The organism is Paradesulfitobacterium aromaticivorans, from assembly GCF_054657415.1.
The window spans coordinates 1-18,771 of the sequence record NZ_BAAHYT010000012.1 but is presented as its reverse complement, the minus strand read 5'-3'; the positions used below and the strand labels follow the sequence as shown (position 1 = coordinate 18,771).

General features: G+C 45.6%; 13 protein-coding genes, 4 pseudogenes and 1 CRISPR repeat array. Of the genes and pseudogenes, 7 read left to right on the top strand and 10 right to left on the bottom strand.

Annotated features, from left to right (window positions below):
- Positions 1–155: 155 nt before the first annotated feature.
- Positions 156–1,390 (top strand): annotated as a pseudogene (locus ACYQ2N_RS23000) (IS110 family RNA-guided transposase).
- 176 nt (positions 1,391–1,566) lie between these two features.
- On the opposite strand, the gene ACYQ2N_RS22995 reads toward ACYQ2N_RS23000, so the two are convergent.
- Positions 1,567–2,754, bottom strand: a complete 1,188-nt coding sequence (locus ACYQ2N_RS22995) for a M24 family metallopeptidase (protein WP_460001802.1) — start codon at positions 2,752–2,754, stop codon at positions 1,567–1,569.
- Between the two features lie 343 nt (positions 2,755–3,097).
- On the opposite strand from ACYQ2N_RS22995, the pseudogene ACYQ2N_RS22990 reads away from it, so the two are divergent.
- A pseudogene (locus ACYQ2N_RS22990) lies at positions 3,098–4,335 on the top strand (IS4 family transposase).
- 136 nt (positions 4,336–4,471) lie between these two features.
- Here the strand turns inward: ACYQ2N_RS22990 and ACYQ2N_RS22985 are convergent.
- Positions 4,472–5,146, bottom strand: coding sequence for a TetR/AcrR family transcriptional regulator (locus tag ACYQ2N_RS22985; RefSeq protein ID WP_460001801.1), 675 nt, complete (start codon positions 5,144–5,146; stop codon positions 4,472–4,474).
- A 154-nt stretch (positions 5,147–5,300) separates the two neighbouring features.
- Between ACYQ2N_RS22985 and ACYQ2N_RS22980 the strand changes: the two genes are divergently transcribed.
- A complete protein-coding gene (locus ACYQ2N_RS22980; RefSeq protein WP_460001821.1) occupies positions 5,301–5,786 on the top strand; it encodes a benzoate/H(+) symporter BenE family transporter in 486 nt (161 codons plus the stop codon).
- 29 nt (positions 5,787–5,815) lie between these two features.
- On the opposite strand, the gene ACYQ2N_RS22975 is transcribed toward ACYQ2N_RS22980, so the two are convergent.
- Both ACYQ2N_RS22975 and ACYQ2N_RS22970 read right to left on the bottom strand, forming a co-directional pair.
- A complete protein-coding gene (locus ACYQ2N_RS22975) occupies positions 5,816–6,721 on the bottom strand; it encodes an MBL fold metallo-hydrolase (RefSeq protein WP_460001820.1) in 906 nt (301 codons plus the stop codon).
- A gap of 289 nt (positions 6,722–7,010) precedes the next feature.
- The gene (locus ACYQ2N_RS22970) at positions 7,011–7,391 is read right to left on the bottom strand and encodes a DoxX family membrane protein (protein WP_460001800.1); all 381 of its coding nucleotides are present in this window, start codon (positions 7,389–7,391) and stop codon (positions 7,011–7,013) included.
- Positions 7,392–7,642: 251 nt separating this feature from the next.
- On the opposite strand from ACYQ2N_RS22970, the gene ACYQ2N_RS22965 reads away from it, so the two are divergent.
- Complete coding sequence (locus tag ACYQ2N_RS22965; RefSeq protein WP_460001799.1) at positions 7,643–8,041, top strand: pyridoxamine 5'-phosphate oxidase family protein; 399 nt, start codon at positions 7,643–7,645, stop codon at positions 8,039–8,041.
- Between the two features lie 138 nt (positions 8,042–8,179).
- On the opposite strand, the gene ACYQ2N_RS22960 is transcribed toward ACYQ2N_RS22965, so the two are convergent.
- Positions 8,180–8,560 carry a winged helix-turn-helix transcriptional regulator gene (locus ACYQ2N_RS22960; protein WP_460001798.1) on the bottom strand — a complete coding sequence of 127 codons (381 nt, stop codon included), beginning with the start codon at positions 8,558–8,560 and terminating at the stop codon, positions 8,180–8,182.
- A 305-nt stretch (positions 8,561–8,865) separates the two neighbouring features.
- On the opposite strand from ACYQ2N_RS22960, the pseudogene ACYQ2N_RS22955 reads away from it, so the two are divergent.
- Positions 8,866–9,644, top strand: a pseudogene (locus ACYQ2N_RS22955) (ATP-binding protein); the annotation flags it as partial.
- A gap of 58 nt (positions 9,645–9,702) precedes the next feature.
- Here the strand turns inward: ACYQ2N_RS22955 and ACYQ2N_RS22950 are convergent.
- From ACYQ2N_RS22950 to ACYQ2N_RS22935, 3 genes and pseudogenes are all read right to left on the bottom strand, one after another.
- Positions 9,703–10,221 (bottom strand): CRISPR-associated endonuclease Cas3'', encoded by a 519-nt coding sequence (locus tag ACYQ2N_RS22950; protein ID WP_460001797.1) that lies wholly within the window; start codon positions 10,219–10,221, stop codon positions 9,703–9,705.
- Between the two features lie 377 nt (positions 10,222–10,598).
- Positions 10,599–10,908: pseudogene (locus ACYQ2N_RS22945) on the bottom strand (tyrosine phenol-lyase); the annotation flags it as partial.
- A 353-nt stretch (positions 10,909–11,261) separates the two neighbouring features.
- Positions 11,262–12,248, bottom strand: a complete 987-nt coding sequence (locus ACYQ2N_RS22935; protein WP_460001796.1) for an Rpn family recombination-promoting nuclease/putative transposase — start codon at positions 12,246–12,248, stop codon at positions 11,262–11,264.
- 214 nt (positions 12,249–12,462) lie between these two features.
- Between ACYQ2N_RS22935 and ACYQ2N_RS22930 the strand changes: the two genes are divergently transcribed.
- Together ACYQ2N_RS22930 and ACYQ2N_RS22925 are read left to right on the top strand one after the other, a co-directional pair.
- Positions 12,463–13,206, top strand: coding sequence for an IS110 family transposase (locus tag ACYQ2N_RS22930; protein ID WP_460001795.1), 744 nt, complete (start codon positions 12,463–12,465; stop codon positions 13,204–13,206).
- Positions 13,207–13,854: 648 nt separating this feature from the next.
- Complete coding sequence (locus ACYQ2N_RS22925; protein ID WP_460001793.1) at positions 13,855–15,264, top strand: IS110 family RNA-guided transposase; 1,410 nt, start codon at positions 13,855–13,857, stop codon at positions 15,262–15,264.
- 200 nt (positions 15,265–15,464) lie between these two features.
- Positions 15,465–17,292: direct repeats of the CRISPR family, unit length 32 nt; unit sequence GTTTCAATCCACGCACCCGCACGGGGTGCGAC.
- A 139-nt stretch (positions 17,293–17,431) separates the two neighbouring features.
- Here ACYQ2N_RS22925 and ACYQ2N_RS22920 read toward each other — a convergent pair.
- Positions 17,432–18,454, bottom strand: a complete 1,023-nt coding sequence (locus tag ACYQ2N_RS22920) for a tyrosine-type recombinase/integrase (protein ID WP_459997746.1) — start codon at positions 18,452–18,454, stop codon at positions 17,432–17,434.
- Complete coding sequence (locus tag ACYQ2N_RS22915) at positions 18,451–18,678, bottom strand: site-specific integrase (protein ID WP_460001792.1); 228 nt, start codon at positions 18,676–18,678, stop codon at positions 18,451–18,453. The genes ACYQ2N_RS22920 and ACYQ2N_RS22915 overlap by 4 nt, the downstream gene beginning before the upstream one ends.
- Positions 18,679–18,771: the final 93 nt, after the last annotated feature.

The window sequence follows — 18,771 nt, the reverse complement described above, 5'->3', positions numbered from 1 at the left end:
ACAGCTTAAAGGGAGCCCCTCCGCTGGTAGCAGGTCGGGTGGATTTATGATTCCTTTAAGACGAGTGCTGATTCGGCGAGGTTGTTGACCGGTTGTGGTGCCTGGTCCCAACGTTAATCTTACAAATATCGGCTCAGAAAGCGAGGTGATTCTAATTGAGCTTATTTGTCGGTATTGATGTGGGTTCCAAGGATTTCAAAGTGCGTATTGTCAATGATCGTGGTGATGAACCGGTTAAACGCCTGAAGGCTTTGAATGATCGCCCCGGGTGTGAACAGGTTGCCAAGTATCTCGCCGAAGCCTGCACGAAAGTAAATGATGAAAGGCTTGTGATCGGCCTGGAAGCCACTTCTGTGTACAGTTGGTCTTTACAGATGTTCTTAGCTGAAGACCCTGGTCTAGCCCCAATGCAGCCTCAGATCTATTCTTTCAACCCCAAGGTAGTGGCTAATTTCAAAAAGGCTTATGTTGATCTTCCCAAAGAAAAACTGGGTTGATGCCTGGGTGATTGCCGAACGTTTACGTTTTTGGACACCTCCCGGAGGGCTCTCAGGTAGATTTCCGCTACCTGCCTTTGTAGTGCCTCACTCGCTTTCGCTGTCACTTAATCAATATGATCTCACGGGAAAAGAATTATTTCCTCACCAACTTGTTTTTGAAGTTCAGTACTCTTGCCCAGGGTGCAGTATTTAGCGACACTTTCGGCGCTACATCTGAATTCTTGACACTTGAGTTTTTTTCTCCAGAAGAGGTTGCGGCCCGACCGCTTGATGAACTGATTGATTTCCTCATGGAGAAAGGTAAAAGTCATTTCGAGGATCCAGAAGCCACAGCCAATAAGCTAAAGGATGCCGCCCGCAAGGCCCACCGCCTGCGCGGAGGTCTTCTTCAACCGGTTAACCTCATCCTGGCCACGAGCATTGAAACCATCCACGCTTTGGAGAAGCAAGTAAAGAAAATCGATAAAGCAATTGAAGCAGAAGTAAAACATTTCCCAAATACTCTTGTTACCATCCCCGGCATAGGGCCTGTGCTCTCTGCAGGTATTATTGCCGAGATCGGGGATATCCGTCGCTTTCCGAATGAAGGAGCCTTGGCTAAGTTTACAGGGTTAACTTGGCGTACTCACCAGTCAGGTGACTTCACAGCGGACGACACACCCTTAACCCGAACCGGCAACACTTATTTGCGTAGTTATTTCACTCAGGCCGCCAACTGCGTTCGCCGGAACGAACCGGAGTACAAAGCCTTCTACGAACGTAAATTTTCAGAAAGCAAGACTCACCATCATCGCCGTGCTCTCGTGCTCACTGCACGTAAACTAGTTCGTATGGTTGATGCTCTGCTACGCAGCAACCAAATCTATGTGCCACATGGCAACAGGGGGTGACGCCGTAATAAGTTGAACATTGGAATCTGTGCTTCCATTTTTGTAACTTGTTCCCACCACCTTTTGGGAATAGGATGGTTTTTTGTTGCCTTTTTAGGCTTTTCCATAATAACTCACAGAAATTTTAACTCACTTAGGGTCTTGACATATTACCGAAGGACTAATAAAAATATAGGTTAAACGAGTATTAAATCCTTACCTCCTAAGGATAGACACCTCGCTCCTTCACTGCCCTCAACAACAAACACATCCTCGATACCAACAGCTCCTAATTCCGGAAAAATGAACTTTGGCTCTATGGCCAATACCATACCTGGAACTAATACCAACTTGGAACCATAACTGACCGTAGGCAACTCATCCAGTTCCAATCCAACGCCATGGCCGACAAAACCAACCCGGTTAGGACCATACCCCATAAAATTCTCCTCATATGCTGTATTTTCCCGAACCCAAGCAATAACCTCGTCGTAAATCTCACCCGCTACCCTTCCAGGTAGCAAGGCTTGGCGTATTTTCTCTTCAAGTTCAACAGACTTCTGGTATGCCTCCCTAAGTTCAAGCGGAAGATAATCTATGGCAAACAGCCGGGTCTGGTCCATTTGATAACCATTCACAACAAAAACTAAATCCACCAGAACAGGCTCGCCCGCTTGAATCTTCGTCCTCGTTGCTCCCTGGGGATAGCTGACGGAAACACCTTGGCCGACCACAGGCCCATCAAAGCGCCCTGGGACGGCCCCGCGGGTACCGGCAAAAACCCCGCCGGCATGAAACTCTGTACCAAATCCACGTACCCGCACATATCCCTCATGGCCGGCAACTAGCGCAATCCGTTCTAATTCGGCCTCAAATTCTATCTCTGTGATACCCGGGCGGAGAATTTCTGCACCCCACTTGAATACTTCAGCGGCCACCCGCGCACTTTCATCCAAACGTTCCAGTTCCCAAGACGACTTAACCGCCCTTTGAATACGGACAAAAGAAGAGACATCAACAATGGTCGCATTCGAGAATATATTCCGATATCGTTCATATTGACTGACAGGAAGCACATCAAATTCCATTCCTAATACACTGGGTATGGACAATCCTGCCTCGTTAATATACTGGGGGAGTTTAGAAAGACTAGCGAGCTGGACGACCACCCAGGGACTTTCTTTTTTAGCCCTGAAATAATCCCGATAGGCCATTACAAGGGGATTACCTTCCTGAGGAATAAAAACATGAACATTTTGGGCTGTACCGCTGTAATATAAGACATCGGCTTTTTGGACTAATAACGCTCCTTCTACCCCTTGTTGCTTGAGATATTTTTGCAAGCTTTCAACCCGCTGTTTTAATTCATCCTGTAGAATCTTCATAAATAAATCTCCTTTCCCTACTTATACTCTTAAACTTGATAGATAAGGAGGAAAATGTCATTAATGATAAATCTGATTATTCATTATTTACTGATTATTTTTGTCAAAAAAATTTTATTTTTTCTGATTGTTTTTACTAAAAACCCATTATTTTATTTAATTTCAGTAGCGTTGCAGAGAGGTATCGACCTAAAAGTCAAATCGTAAACAAGCAAGAAAGATAGAGAAAATCAGCCTAAAGTAGCCTAAAATCCGGATTATTCCTGTAAAATTCAATAAAAAAGCCTTATAATTAGAGTTAGGGTAGTCCTTGCCCAAATCTCTAATCATAAGGAGATCAAAAATGCAGGACAAGGATACTACACAATCCACATTTATGCAACTGTTTCAACCGATTTTTTCTAAAGACACTTGGACTAAAATCAATGAGGAAGTCTCGAATCTTGATAAAAGAGTCCAAAAACTCAAAACGAGCCAACTAGTTCTACTCATCAGTAATGCTCAGAATTTAGAGCTTTAAGAAAGATCAGTGCGAGTGTTAACGGTGATGAACTAGGTCGTACCATTGGGCTAAAAAGTATCAGCCATAGTCAAATTTCCCGAAGGCTTAAAGTCCTTCCTACCAAGGTTTCGGAAATGCTTTTCAAGAACCTTTTACACAAAATCGCTCAGAAAAAGAGTTATGGATTTATCCAGCAGAGACTTGGGAAATTGTACATGATTGATGCATCCGTCATTAGCCTATGCCTCTCCCGATATCCTTGGGCTGTATTTAGGAAAAGCAAAGCCGGGATTAAAATGCACTTACGGCTAAGTTTTGATGGAACGGCTGTCCCCGACGAAGTGATTGTTACTCCAGCGAAGACCGCAGACAAAAACAAATTGGATGAATTGATTGTTGAAGATGATGACGCTCTTAATATTTTTGACCGGGGCTATGTTGATTACAAGAAATTCGATGAATACTGCCAAAATGGTATTCGATTCGTTACTCGTCTTAAAGACAATGCTGCGATTGAATTTATTGGAGAAAGACCTGTTAAAGAGGACGGCCTAATCGAAGACGATGTAGATGTAATTCTCGGTACGAATACCAAAAAAATGGAGCATAAACTCCGTGTCATTACGATTGATGACGGTGTTAACGAACCCTTTTCCATCGTAACTAACGACTTTAAGAGGAGTGCCGAGGAATTTGGGGAGATTTACAGGTATCGTTGGCAAATCGAATTATTCTTTAAATGGTTAAAGCAACACGCCCAGATCAAACATTTTTATGGTACAAGTGAAACAGCAGTCACCAACCAATTACTGATCGCACTTATGACCTACTGCGCTCTAATTCTTTTGAAACTCGAAACCGGGTACGAAAGAGATTTACTGAACTTGCAAAGAATCGCAATCTCCTGTCTCTTCGAAAACTATGATTCTTTTTTAACCAAGCTTCGACGACGAATGAGAAAAGTATCCCGGCGAATTAATTATGATCAAATCTACAAAGTAGCGGAACAACAGATCTTGAATGAAAAAGAAGATACGAGTTGGCTTGATGAACTGACCTACGATCCCGTAATTCTCTAATAGCAATATTGTGGGAAAATGTGGAAAATGACTACCGCTTGGTTGATATTCCTTTGGACTCAACCAGGAGAAACCTCATGGATGTATACACCAATAAAGTAATTTTAAGTAACTATGGATGGGCGATCACTCCAGCTTAATGCAACTCTACTGATTTAATTTCACTTTTTATAAGGTAATAATGGGGTATGTGTTCGACCGCAAATACAGCTTTCTCGAATAACAAACCAACGTCTTTAATGATCTTTTCAATTTCTTGTTCGATCAAATTGTTTTGAATTATATGATTACCGACTGCATGAACCATTCCGTAAACAGATACTATAGCAATATTAAGATCTACATCCCGACAAAGCCCCCTTTTCATGCTCCAGGTTAAATCCTTTTTTAGGCGGGTATATGGTTCCTCCATAAGCTGGGTCCAAACACGATGAAGCTCCTCGTCCATAGTGTGGCAGTCCATCAGAATCCGGATGACATCCCGGTGCTTTGAGTAAGTACGAAAAACAAGTTCCAACCTGGAGACTGTTCTTTTATAAAGACTTGTCTCCGTAACAGGTGGAATGACATAATCATTTTTGATCATTTCCCATGCTTCAGTGGCTAATTCCACTATGACATCTTGTTTGCTCCGATAATATTGATAAAAAGTCCCATAGCCCATATCCGCACGTCTCATAATATCCTGAACATTTGAGTTTAAATATCCCAGTTCCAAAAAAGATTCAATAGCCGCCTTACGGATGTTTTCTTTGGTTTTCAGCTTTCTACGCTCGTTCCTATTAACTAAATTTGAATCCGTAGTTTTCATTAGAGATCCTTCCTATCAGCAATTATTCCTTCGACATTAGCGTCAATACTGACATGAGTGTCAGTTAAGTTTTCTTAAGTTTAACCTCGGTTGATTTTTAAGTCAACATCCTTTTCCTGAACAGTTATTATTTGGGGCTCAACGGTTGAAATAGATAAATTTTTGGTATACGGCCGTAGCAAAAAGACTTCCGCCTGTTTTAGGCGCTTTAATAATTGGTTTCGTTGTTGCTTTAACAGCAGGGAGTGTTAACTTGCATGCCATATCCTTTAACATATCCAACCTGGTATTGATAACTCCCGCATTTAACATCAAAGCGATTCTAGAATTAACTTTACCTTTAACCCTCCTTTCTATCGGCTTCGGTAATGTCCATGCTCTTGGAATACTTTCTTCACAGGGCTACGTTCCCCCAACCAATGCTTTTGTGGCTGTAAGTAGTCTATGGACCATAATTAACGCTTTTTTTGGTGGACATAACGCTGTAATCGCGGGTCCCAGCATCGCTATGTGTGCGGGATCAGAAGTGGGTCCTCAAGAAGGTCTGTACGCAGCTACGTTTATCGCCGGCATCTTTAAAGCTCAAAATTGCCCCCGGATCGCTAAGATGCTCCGGGGGCTTATAATTATAAATATATAGTATAGCCAATCTGCTTCGCCCTTTTTTGGCTAACCGGTTTGTTTCAGAGTAAAGACCATCTTTTGGTCGATGAGATCCTTACGTATTTTCCCCTTTCCTTCAAGATAGAGCAAGTGGGCTAATGCCTCACCATAGGTAAATAACTTTTGCGCTACAGGAAACAAATCCCAAGATTTATAACTCATCTCCCAGGTCATCTGTGCCGCTACCTCAAAAACGTTTTTACTGCCTTTTTCCAAGATAGATACAGTTTCTGCCAACCTTGTCTGATGGTGAAGTCTCAGCTGCTGAATTCTTTTTTTACAATCGGTAATTACTGCCCTATGTCCAGGCAAGACAAGCTTAATCTCTAGTCCATAAACCTTATCCAAACTATTGAAGTATTCTGCCAAGGGATCTTCCTCATAGGACCAGGCTGAAATATTGGGTGTTATCTCACCTAAAATATGGTCTCCTGAGACCAATATATTTTTCTCGGCCTCATAAAGGCACATATGACCTTTTGTATGACCAGGAGTTTCGACACAACGGAATAGGTAGTCACCATAGTTTAAGGTATCTCCTTCTTTCAGAAACCTAAAGTCCAGATGACTCTTGGCGATCGGAAACAACTCCACGGCCTTCCGGATGTCGTTTTCGGGAATTCCACTGCCCCGAGTAAAGTCCCGCATTTGTTTCCATGGGTCTCGTGTATTGAAAATTTCTCCATCCACCTTGGTACAGTATATTACTGACGTATTGGTGGCGAGAGTTGCAACCAGACCCGAGTGATCAGCATGTAAATGGGTAAGAAGAAAGTCGGTTTCCCTTAAGTCTACTCCAATTTCTTTTAAACCAGAATGCATCGCACTCATACATTCTTCACGATTAAATCCCGTGTCCACGATTAAGTTGCGTTTTCCCGCTTTGACCACATATGAATTAAGAGACTTCAATGGATTTTCGGGCAAGGGAATTTCAATCCGGTACAGATTGGGTAAAACTTCGTCAATAATTTTTTACATCCCCTTACAATGATTTTATCCGATGGCAGTCAGCCATCGGATAAATTCAACTAAACTTCAGATTAAGTTAAAAACTCCACCTGAAGTAAGTTTCCTTTATTCGGACAATTTTCATGATTTCTTCCGTGCCTAAGTTTCTCTCTGCTCTTAACCAAAGCTTAAACGTCTTTAACTCGAATGAGCTGTTTAAGCGGTAAACTTTCGAGTACGGATAGAAGCATCAGGTTCTTTTCGCAAAAACCAACATGAACCTTTCCCGATAGTTCCATACCAAACCCAGGTGAATCAGAAGCATTATTAAACCTAAAAATATTAGCGATGGATTTAAGATCAAATTAAAAAGGAAAATGTTTAACGTGATTGGGGCTAGTACGGCCAGAGCCAAAGGTCCTGAAAGATTGAACAATAACAATATACCGCCGACCAACTCAGTAAGTTTAACAAAGATCATCAGGTATCCGGAACTAACCATGGCGTCCATTAGTTGTTGTGCCATTCCATCCATCTTAGGCAAAGGCATAAAACCGAAGAAATACCCTAATGCGGAAAAAACGTAGAAAATAGCGAATACATAACGAAAAACCGCAGCAACTTTTTTCAATGTGGCCCCTCCTCTTTTTATCTCTTTTGCCGTGCGCTCTGGTGTTGATAAAATTATAAAATGCAAGAACCATTTTGACTAGTAGGCACCTTTATGTGCCATAGTACCTGAAATGATACCTTTCCGGCAATAACCTGGTATTGTTTTAGGTACTATGTTACTATAATGTGCGTACTACTCAAATCAGTTTCCATATTGTATTCTTTTATTAATCGTCAATTTAATTATTTAGGAAGAAAAGGGGTGCGAAAATGGCTGTTCTTAGCCAGGAAATGAAGGAAATGGTGAATAATTTTCAATGTTTCATCGGTACAGTAAGTAAAGATGGTATTCAAAACATTGGCCCAAAACGTTCAACGCGGGTTCTAAATGATGATACCTTGATTTTTACTGAAGGTACCGGGGGTACTACTTACAGAAACATCTTAGACGGTTCCAGAGTTGTCATAGCAGTAGTAAATAGGGAAATTCCTGACGGTTATCGTTTTTGGGGCCGAGCTGAGATTCAAAGCAGCGGGGAATTTTATGAGCAAGCAGCGACTTTATCTGAACAAAATGGTTTACCCAGGCCAAAGGCAGTAGTGTTGGTGCATATTGAAGAAATTCATAGCCTTAAACCAGGGCCAATGGCGGGTAAGAAAATCGGTTAAGTTTAGTTGCGCATTGAGAATTCGTAAGGACCAAACTAAATATTTTGCTATGAGCAACACAAAGGAGCCTAATCCCTTCCGCGGAGATATCAGACTCCTTTCTCTTTTCTTTGATAATTGGTAAACATTGACTCGGCATTATATTCCCTTCTTATCCAGAACTCCCCTTAAATATTCGGTTCCAAACCCATGCATCATTTCTAGGATTGGAATAATCCTTTTGCCGATATCCGTTAAACCATATTCCACCTTGGGTGGTACAACTGGATAAACTTTCCTGTAAATGAGTTTGTCTTCTTCTAATCTTCTTAATTGTTGTGTAAGCATTTTTTGAGTAACATCGGGCAAATGTTTTTTTATATCACGAAATCTTAACGTATTATAACTCAAATACCATAGAATCAGTATTTTCCACTTACCGGAAACTATATTTTGTACTAACACCATAGGACATATCTCATACCTTAGGCATTGTTCTTTCATGTGGCATTCCTCATGCCGTTGGCTTATGTCTAACATTTTGTTCGTCTCCTCAGTATCCTGTAAGCTTTATGGAATAAAAAAGTATTTACATAAAAAAATATACCTAAGCAATGATATCACATTCATAATATTGGGGCAACGAGTTATCGCAAACCTAAACTCCAGGCAGACATTTTGTGGCCATTTTCCCCGTTATTTGTGGCTTAAGACCCCATCCGTATTTGGTATGGAGAAACAGTTTCTTCGATTCGTCCCGAATCATCAGGCTTAATCTTAGACTCGCTCATAAGTCGGAATCGTTTCCTTTTTAGGTTTTGTGCCCAATCTTACTTTGCAACTTCATCGGAGCCAACACGACCATGGTGCATCTTCTTCTTGGCCTTGACCCCACGTCCCTCAGCCGTTCCCCGTATATCCCGGTCGTCAACAACGGGGCCCGCTCTGGAAGGTGGCGTCACGACCCACGGCATGCGGGCAGAACCGGGAACTGTGGATCGGGTGAGCCTGGACCCCGTCACCGGAGTGCGCTATTCGACGATTGGGAATGCCCCGGCCCGTGGACGGTTCAGGCCTGGTGGATGTCTTGGCCGAACTCTTTCTCAACGGGCTCATTGACAGGGCAGCGCGGTTTAGCGCCGGGCAAAGGTATTTTGTGGTCGTGCCTGCCGCCGAATCTGCCTCAGGGCAGGATATCGTTGTCACACAAGCGGATATCGATAACCTGATGGCTACGAAAGGCGCGGTCAATGCGGCCCTCGAGGTTCTCCTGGAGAGCGTCGGCTACAACTGGCAGGATATCCGCCGCTTTTACGCCGCGGGAGCCTTCGGACAATACCTCTCCCTGGAATCCGCCATCACGATCGGCCTCTACCCCGATCTGCCGCGCTCGGCGATGGTCCGTCTGGGCAACAGTTCCGGCGAAGGAGCCCGGCAGGTGCTTTTGTCCCAGTCCAAGCGCAGGGAAGCGGAAGCACTTGCCGTCAGGATCACTTATTTCGAGCTTAACACCAACCCGACCTTTATGGACAAATTCAAAAGCAGCAAATTTCTACCCCACACAGACATCGACCGTTACCCAAGCGTCAAAGCTCGGCTGCATGCCCGCCGCCCGACGCTCTAGCATCTGGTACAACTCCATATTTGGCCCCTCTCTCAGAAAAATGACCACTTTCGTGGTCTCAATTTAGGCGAGCAACGGGTACATTTTGGTACCCACTGGCTTGAGCGAATCCACCCGCACGGGGTGCGACCAACCCATGACCGTCGGCATTAAATCGGCCGCTGGTTTCAATCCACGCACCCGCAAGGGGTGCGACCTTTCTTAACCCCTTTAATTTTAACGTGGTGATTGTTTCAATCCACGCACCCGCACGGGGTGCGACTTTGGAACGGTGCGAATGATCAATTTTGCCCTTTTTATCTTTTACATCGATACAATTGTCTTCATCCGGGTCAATTAAGCCAGTCGCTGATCTAATATATTGGTCAAATTCGAAGCTTGCCTTTCCCAAATCGTGCAATAAGCCTATCAATTCGCCATGCTTTCCCAAACCAATTTTCGAAGCAAATTTACCCGCCAAAGCAGAAGTTTCTTCCGCATGTTCCCATAAATCTTGAATTCCGCCGTCTTTTTCGCGGCGATGTGCTATGAATTTTCTTTTAGTATTCGGGCCTTCATGGGTATCTCCTTGGGACATTGCACTTATCCTCCTTGGAAAATGCTTTCGGTACGTTCATATTTAACAAGCATTAAATCAACACTAGCGTCCATTAATTGGTTGAAGAAAACCCTTGGTGGCCTATCTTCGCAGCCTTGAACTTTTCTGCGAAATGTGCAGCTAGTACTGCGGTATCTTCTAAATGTCGTTTTAATAGGTGCCACTGGCTTTTGTCTTTTTGACTGTCTGAATGAGCGTAATATTCCAAATTATTCATCACCGCTTACTACAAACATTTCTCCCTTTACCATTTTCTCCATTTATCGCCTTTTTCCTTCGTGCCTAGAAAAAAAATTAGGAGCATTGTACGCCCCTGTATAAAAATCTATATCAAAAATGTTAGTTTAATATATTAGTTATACCGACCTCAAACGACAGAGGAAGTGACGAAGTACTTTAGGTTCATAGGTAAATTCTAAGCCTTTAACTCGATCACGGCGCTCCCAAATCTTGACGAGAGCGTCTACCCCGACATCCATGTGACGGTCAGTATAGACGCGGCAGGGATGTGCGGGAGGACTTTCCAGCGTCTACAAAAACGGCATGGCCGCCGACAGGCCATTGAATCGGAATCCCGTGTTTGCGCAGTGCTTCTCCCAGGTATGCAACTTGCCCAATCCGGCTTTCCAGATAATCAAAATCCAGCCCTTCATGAAGACCGACAGCGTGATTGTGACGATAATGAAGGCGATGTTCTGTCCATTGAGTGAATTGCTTCGGTGTGATTTTGTGGGTATCCACAATATTGATGATGCGTTCGAGCGCATTTTCCAACTGCCTGACATTGCCCGGAGGCTCCCCTGCATTTTAATCCTAAAGCTAGGCTTAGCTGTTACTCAAATCTTCCCAAGGGAATTTTTTCTAATCCGATCCCCCTGATTTGGGTCTCTACCTCCGAGTAGCGGCTCCTGCCCCTTTTGGCATCTCTAGCGTACAAATGCCAAGGGTTCCGCAGAGATTACTCCTCCGGAACCCTTTCGATAGTATGCTTCAATTGAATTATCAGAAGCTTTTCCTATTTAGGCTTTTTGCCTGATCTCGCTTTGCAACTTTAGAATCTCTTCCAAGGGAAGTCCGGTAATTTCTGCGATGAGTTCTACCGCTAATCCTTTCTCCAAAGCCGCCTTGGCTGTCTGCAATTTCCCTTCTTCCCGACCTTCTTCCCGACCTTTCAGCATCCCCCGAAATTCCGCTTTTTGCTCCATTTCATCCAGCGTTCGCTCCAAATTGTAGATCATCATCTCCACCTCCTTCGGATTGGCTCCGTCTAAAATCTCGTCGACTTCCTGAGTCAAAGGCTCTGCTAGCCGACCTTTCAGAACATGTTTAATCCAAATGACGAGTTGCCTGAACTCTTCGTTCTTTAAGTTTCTGAGGTTGTCTACCATTTTCCGCAGTCGCTTGACTAAAGCTTCGCTACTCATCTTTTGATCTAAGGCAAAAATACTGGCGATAAGGTTAGACGCCCTAATCAGCATGTCTTCAGGATATCGATTAACATCAAATAAGATATATTTAAAGTTTACTACATGCTCGGCATAGGTAGTAACATTGTTGAGCATCGCTCGAAATTCCTGAGCTGCGGTCCAATTCCCTTCTCCATTATAGAGCACCGCTGGGATGATCACGGGTAGACGAAAGCCTTGGCGTTCCCTTTCTTCCACTGCAGTGTTATTATAGATGTCTCGCCAGATCTCAACCATGTACAATAAGAGTCGAAAAGGCATCCCATAATCCACGGTGGATTGGAGTTCCAATAAGACATAAAAGACCATGTCTTCTTCTTTACCGTGCAATTGATAAACGATATCGGACTCTTTTTCATTAAAATCCTGTAGGATATAGCTTTTTTCCACCCGCGTTAGGTCGTCTTCCCGTATATCCTCTGTCCATGTTTCCTCGACAAAGGTTTTTAAGAGTTCAAGAAACGTTGCTTTATTGGCTAACAGCTCTTTATACCCTTTATCGTGCGGATGATGGGTTGAGTTCTCTTGCAAACGGGGCATCTTATCAACTCCTAGCTATTCCCATTTACATTATAACATATCCCGTCTTTCGCAGCCATAAATTGTAATATTGCAAATAGAGGTGATTTTATTCGCTGGACAATGAAGCTCCCTGGATTGCCCTTTGTCCAGGTAACAACATTAGCGCCAGTAGCGGCTATTCAGGGTGTTGTGGCGCTACCTTTCCTATCTTTATTTATGGGAGTTGGTTTCTTTGATTCCTGCTTCTTATCCCCTTATCTGTGGACTTGACGTCCATCGGGGCGCGATTTCTGCCGCCTTGTTGGATGCCCGTGGTCAGACGGAACCGGTATTGTACACCCGGGAATTTTCTGCTTTTACTTCCGGTCTCCATGATCTTCGTCAGTGGCTATTGGATCACGATTGCCCCTTGGTCGCGATGGAGAGCTGTGGCATCTACTGGAAGCCCCCTTTTAATGTGTTGGCCGAGGCCAATAGTGCCGGTAAGGCGAAGTCAGCGGCTATCCGCAGAGCGAACCGCTATCTGCGCTCCGCTTTGGTTCAGGTAGCCTGGGCAGCCGCTCGCCAGAAAGATTCTCCCCTGGCAAATTATTTCTATGCCATAAAGCGGCGTCGCGGTACGAATAAGGCCCTCATTGCCCTCGCTCATAAGCTGGTGCGCATTATCTACGCCCTCTTTACACGCCAGGAAACGTTTGATTTTGCCAAGCTCGTCTCTTCCTCTGTTTCTTCACTGCCAGCTCCGGCTACCGAAGTCAAAGAAGAATTCCCCGACGTGAGTGAATTATCCGAGGGACTAGCCCGTATCGTCGATATGGCCGAGGAAGACGATCTACCGGAACTCCCAACCTCAGAGAATCACTCCACCTCTCCCAGCCCGAAGGCTGTTCTCCATCCTAAAGAAGAATCCCCCACGCCCATTGAACCACTTGTTCGCCGCCGGGGACGTCCTCGCAAAAAGCAAACCGAAGGATAAGGCTGCAAGCAAGCATAACGAGTTCTAAGACTCAAAGGGATCCGAAGCCAATCAGGATCCTAGCTTTGCTAAGCCTATTTTCGGTTTGCTGACTATTTTATTCGCCTCCGCTCTTGTTTTTCCTCCTAGTTTAACTCAGTCCTTAGGAATTTTTCTCTCGTATTCCAACTACTTTTTCTCCCTAAGTCTATTTTATTTTCAAGCCAATCCACGCACCCGCACGGGGTGCGACTGGTCCGTGTCCTGGAGCCCACTTCATTTTATGCCGTTTCAATCCACGCACCCGCACGGGGTGCGACGTAGAGGAAAACGCAGAACTGCGCCAGATAGCGGTTTCAAACGCCTATGAACGCCCTACACCTCCCCGAATGAAAATGGGTACTCAGAACTCATCCCCCACTGCGATCAAAGCAGTATTTTTTTATTTTCTGTCGAACTTCTTAGTCGGAACGGTAGTGTCGTAGGGCCAAGGGATTGTGCGGCTTAGACCGCGTGTTTCAAACTGTACCGCAACCCCTCTTTGGACCTCCAATTGTTACCCCATCCTTTTTTGGGTGGTGAGTACGTAAGCCAATTTATTCCGCTTGAAGCGGCTATTCAGGGTGTTGTGGCGCTACCTTTCCTATCTTAATCGAGGAGTTGGTTTCTTTGATTCCTGCTACTTATCCCATTATCTGTGGACTGGATGTTCATCGGGGCGCGATTTCTGCCGCCTTGTTGGATGCCCGTGGTCAGACGGAACCGGTATTGTACACCCGGGAATTTTCTGCTTTTACTTCCGGTCTCCATGATCTTCGTCAGTGGCTATTGGAGCACGATTGCCCCTTGGTCGCGATGGAGAGCAGTGGCATCTACTGGAAGCCCCCTTTTAATGTGTTGGCCGAGGCCAATATTTCGTCTCACATCTTAAACCCCTTGCACGTGAAAGCGATCCCCGGTAAGAAAACCGATCAGACCGATGCTCAGCGGATTGCTTATTTGTCCATGCATAACTTAGTCCGCCCCAGTTATATTCCTGGACCAGTCATTATGAATCTGCGTTTACTGACTCGTCAACGCTGGGCGGTCGTGAGTTCTCTGCGTCGCACCAAGAACACGATTACCCGCACCTTAGATGAGTGCAACATTAAATTCAGTCTGGTTGCCACGGATTTATTCGGGGTGTCTGGCCGTCTCGTGCTTGCTGCTTTACTAGAAGAGGAACAACCGGATCCCTTCCTCTTAGCCAATTTTGCGAAAGGTAAACTCCGCAAGAAGATCCCGCTTCTTTGTGAGGCTCTGACAGGACATCTCTCGGATGAGCACCGCTTTATTTTGGGCTTTCTTTTAAACGATTTAGCCCACATTGAACAGGAGCTTGTCTTGCTTGATGCCAGGATTAACGCGTATGTCTTAGCTCATAAGCTGCAGTCTTGGCTGGATATCCTGCTCTCTATGCCTGGAGTGAAACGGCTTTCGGCCATTAATATTCTTGCGGTGATTGGCACGGATCTCTCCTCGTTCCCCGATTCGGCTCATTTTGCTTCCTGGATTGCCCTTTGTCCAGGTAACAACATTAGCGCCGGTAAGCCGAAGTCAGCGGCTATCCGCAGAGCGAACCGCTATCTGCGCTCCGCTTTGGTTCAGGTGGCCTGGGCAGCAGCCCGCCAGAAAAACTCCCCACTGGCAAATTACTTCCAGACCGTAAAGCGCCGTCGTGGTACGAATAAGGCCCTCATTGCCCTGGCTCATAAGCTGGTGCGCATTATCTATACGCTCTTTACACGCCAGGAAACGTTCGATTTTGCCAAGCTCGTCTCTTCCTCTGTTTCTTCACTGCCAGCTCCGGCTACCGAAGTCAAAGAAGAATTCCCCGACGTGAGTGAATTATCCGAGGGACTAGCCCGTATCGTCGATATGGCCGAGGAAGACGATCTACCGGAACTCCCAACCTCAGAGAATCACTCCATCTCTCCCAGCCCGAAGGCTGTTCTCCATCCTAAAGAAGAATCCCCCACGCCCATTGAACCACTTGTTCGCCGCCGGGGACGTCCTCGCAAAAAGCAAACCGAAGGATAAGGCTGCAAGCAAGCATAACGAGTTCTAAGACTCAAAGGGATCCGAAGCCAATCAGGATCCTAGCTTTGCTAAGCCTATTTTCGGTTTGCTGACTATTTTATTCGCCTCCGCTTTTGTTTTTCCTCCTGGTTTAACTCAGTCCTTAGGAATTTTTCTCTCGTATCCCAACTACTTTTTCTCCCTAAGTCTATTTTATTTTCAAGCCAATCCACGCACCCGCACGGGGTGCGACGATAACGAGAAAATAAAGTTCGGGGAAATCACAGTTTCAATCCACGCACCCGCACGGGGTGCGACGAAGCTTTATACGATACAGCGCGACGGACTATACGTTTCAATCCACGCACCCGCACGGGGTGCGACGGGGTTCGGAAAGGCTATACGACCTTTCGGGGGTGTTTCAATCCACGCACCCGCACGGGGTGCGACGGGGTTCGGAAAGGCTATACGACCTTTCGGGGGTGTTTCAATCCACGCACCCGCACGGGGTGCGACCAGATTGTCACTGGCTTGATTGGCTTTGCGTCTGGTGTTTCAATCCACGCACCCGCACGGGGTGCGACTAGAGAACTATGGTAAGTATGGATGGACGTTTGACGTTTCAATCCACGCACCCGCACGGGGTGCGACAGTACAAAGCACTTGTCGAACCCCCTCAACCCAAAGTTTCAATCCACGCACCCGCACGGGGTGCGACCGGGAGCAAGTCAACTACGATGTGATCTTACTCTCCGTTTCAATCCACGCACCCGCACGGGGTGCGACAATAACAATGTTTATGTCTGGGACTATAAAACAGGTTTCAATCCACGCACCCGCACGGGGTGCGACCCAACGGGTTCACCCAACGCAGGAACGGCGAACGAGTTTCAATCCACGCACCCGCACGGGGTGCGACCACGATTGTACATGTTGTTTCTAATCTTAAATTGGTTTCAATCCACGCACCCGCACGGGGTGCGACAGTCATCCTAAAACTGCTTGAATTCGGCTCAATCGTTTCAATCCACGCACCCGCACGGGGTGCGACTAGGCCGCTGGACGCAAGGTTACTCACTCACATGAGTTTCAATCCACGCACCCGCACGGGGTGCGACGCGAAGCAACCAAAACCGACTACACCAACCAAATGTTTCAATCCACGCACCCGCACGGGGTGCGACTAAAATCGAATATACGCCTACCGATGGATATTACGTTTCAATCCACGCACCCGCACGGGGTGCGACTGCCCCCTTCCCTGCTTCCCACTCTCTATACAATGTTTCAATCCACGCACCCGCACGGGGTGCGACCTGACTGCGGGTCTTGTTGTACTCTCGATTAAGGGGTTTCAATCCACGCACCCGCACGGGGTGCGACATCCATGCTTCCGGCCGCATCCATTTGACGGTAGATGTTTCAATCCACGCACCCGCACGGGGTGCGACGCCGACACCTATAACACAAACCAAACTAATGCTCTGTTTCAATCCACGCACCCGCACGGGGTGCGACGATAAGACCAGCGTGACAAATGCAGTTAATGAACTGTTTCAATCCACGCACCCGCACGGGGTGCGACTTGGTCTGTTGGCGCTTCTGTTTATATGGGTGATGTTTCAATCCACGCACCCGCACGGGGTGCGACTTTCCAGTGTTGCGGTCAACGTGACACCCATTGTTGTTTCAATCCACGCACCCGCACGGGGTGCGACCAGCATATAAGGGATTCTTAAACCGGCTGGCCTTGTTTCAATCCACGCACCCGCACGGGGTGCGACTTTGGTTCAGGTGAACCATTGTGTTAGAGCTATTGAGTTTCAATCCACGCACCCGCACGGGGTGCGACTTACTCTTACTAACAGTATATCATACTCAATCGAGTTTCAATCCACGCACCCGCACGGGGTGCGACTTGACCCAACTGTGCGCCAAACTTATATTAAAGGGTTTCAATCCACGCACCCGCACGGGGTGCGACTTTGAGCTTTCCCGCCTTGTCGCACTTCAAAATGTTTCAATCCACGCACCCGCACGGGGTGCGACTACAACCAGGTCGCGTAGTAGTGACGATTATGGAGAGCTCCCCATAATCGGCATTATGTAGAGCCTCAGATTATGGGGAGTATAACACAATAATCTTCTAAATCAGCTTAATTTATGTGAAAACACTCCCCATAATCTTTTACTCACAAAGTGAATTTAACCATCTCATTAAGTTACCGTCTTCTTCCCAGTTTGGCAGTCCGTCAGGCACTAAATCCGGATATGCATTTTTAATAGCTTTGCGTTTCATCTCGCTGTCTGCCCGGGCATATATTTCTGTTGTTGAACAATCACTATGACCAAGGAAATCCCGGATATATATTAAGTTAACTCCTGATTGAAGCAAATGCATGCTTTTGCTATGCCGAAATATATGGGGTGTGACTGGGAATCGAATAATAAAGTCACTACTTTTTTTTGCTTCTTTTACGTATTTATTGATGATATAAGATATTCCCCAACGAGATAATTTCTGGCGCTTCTGGTTAACAAATAAGAAATTTTCAACATCTGCCATACCTGAGCAGCTTTTTCGAGTATCCAGATAGGAACTAAGCAGTGTTTTGGTGTTACTCATAATTGGAACCTGACGAGTCTTGCTTCCCTTTCCATGCAGAGTGATGACTGCAGGGTCCATAAGGCGGACATCTTTAACTTTTAGATTGATGAGTTCGTCAACTCGTGCCGCTGTATCATAGAGCACAGACAAAAGAACCAAATCGCGGAATCCATCCTTTGTGGAACTATCCGGCTGGGATAGGACAATCCGCATCTCATCGCCAGTTAGATAGGATACCAAGGGCTTTGGGCTTTTCTTGTTTGGAATCACTAGTATCTTTTGGGTTTCATGGAGGTTTTCCGGAAATTCTTTCTGGGTATATCGGCAGAAGGAATGAATAACGGCCAATCGATGATTTCTGGTAGGGATAGAACAGCCTCGCTCTGTCTCAATCCATTCTAAGAAGCCCAGTACAAGTTCCTTAGTAAGCTGGGCCATCGTAATTCTCTCAGGAGCTAGTCCTTTGCAGGTTTCACAGTAGGTGAGGAACAGCTTGAATGTATCTCTGTAGGCAGCAATCGTATGGGGGCTCACATTTTTCTGACCGGGAAGGTACTGAGAGAGGAAACCGGTAAGGTATCTCGGGAAGTCTCTTTCCCTCATAATAGCCGTCCCCCGTTCGGAATAACATATCCAAATTCCGCTTCCGTTCGGCTGATCAGATCGGGATACAAGTCTGCTGTAAGCCTCAGATAATATTGGGTTCCCCGAAAATCGGTATGTCCCATATAGGCTGCTAGATAGGGAAGGACCGTCATAAGTTCCGCACCGGAAAGCACCCATTTTTTCAGACAACAGACAGCGAAGGTATGGCGAAGGAAATCCAAACGTTTTGATTTCCTTCGTTATCCAAACTTAAATAAAATCCAAACCTTTTTCAAATATGCCTGATATTTAAGGATTTTGATGAAAAAAGGTTT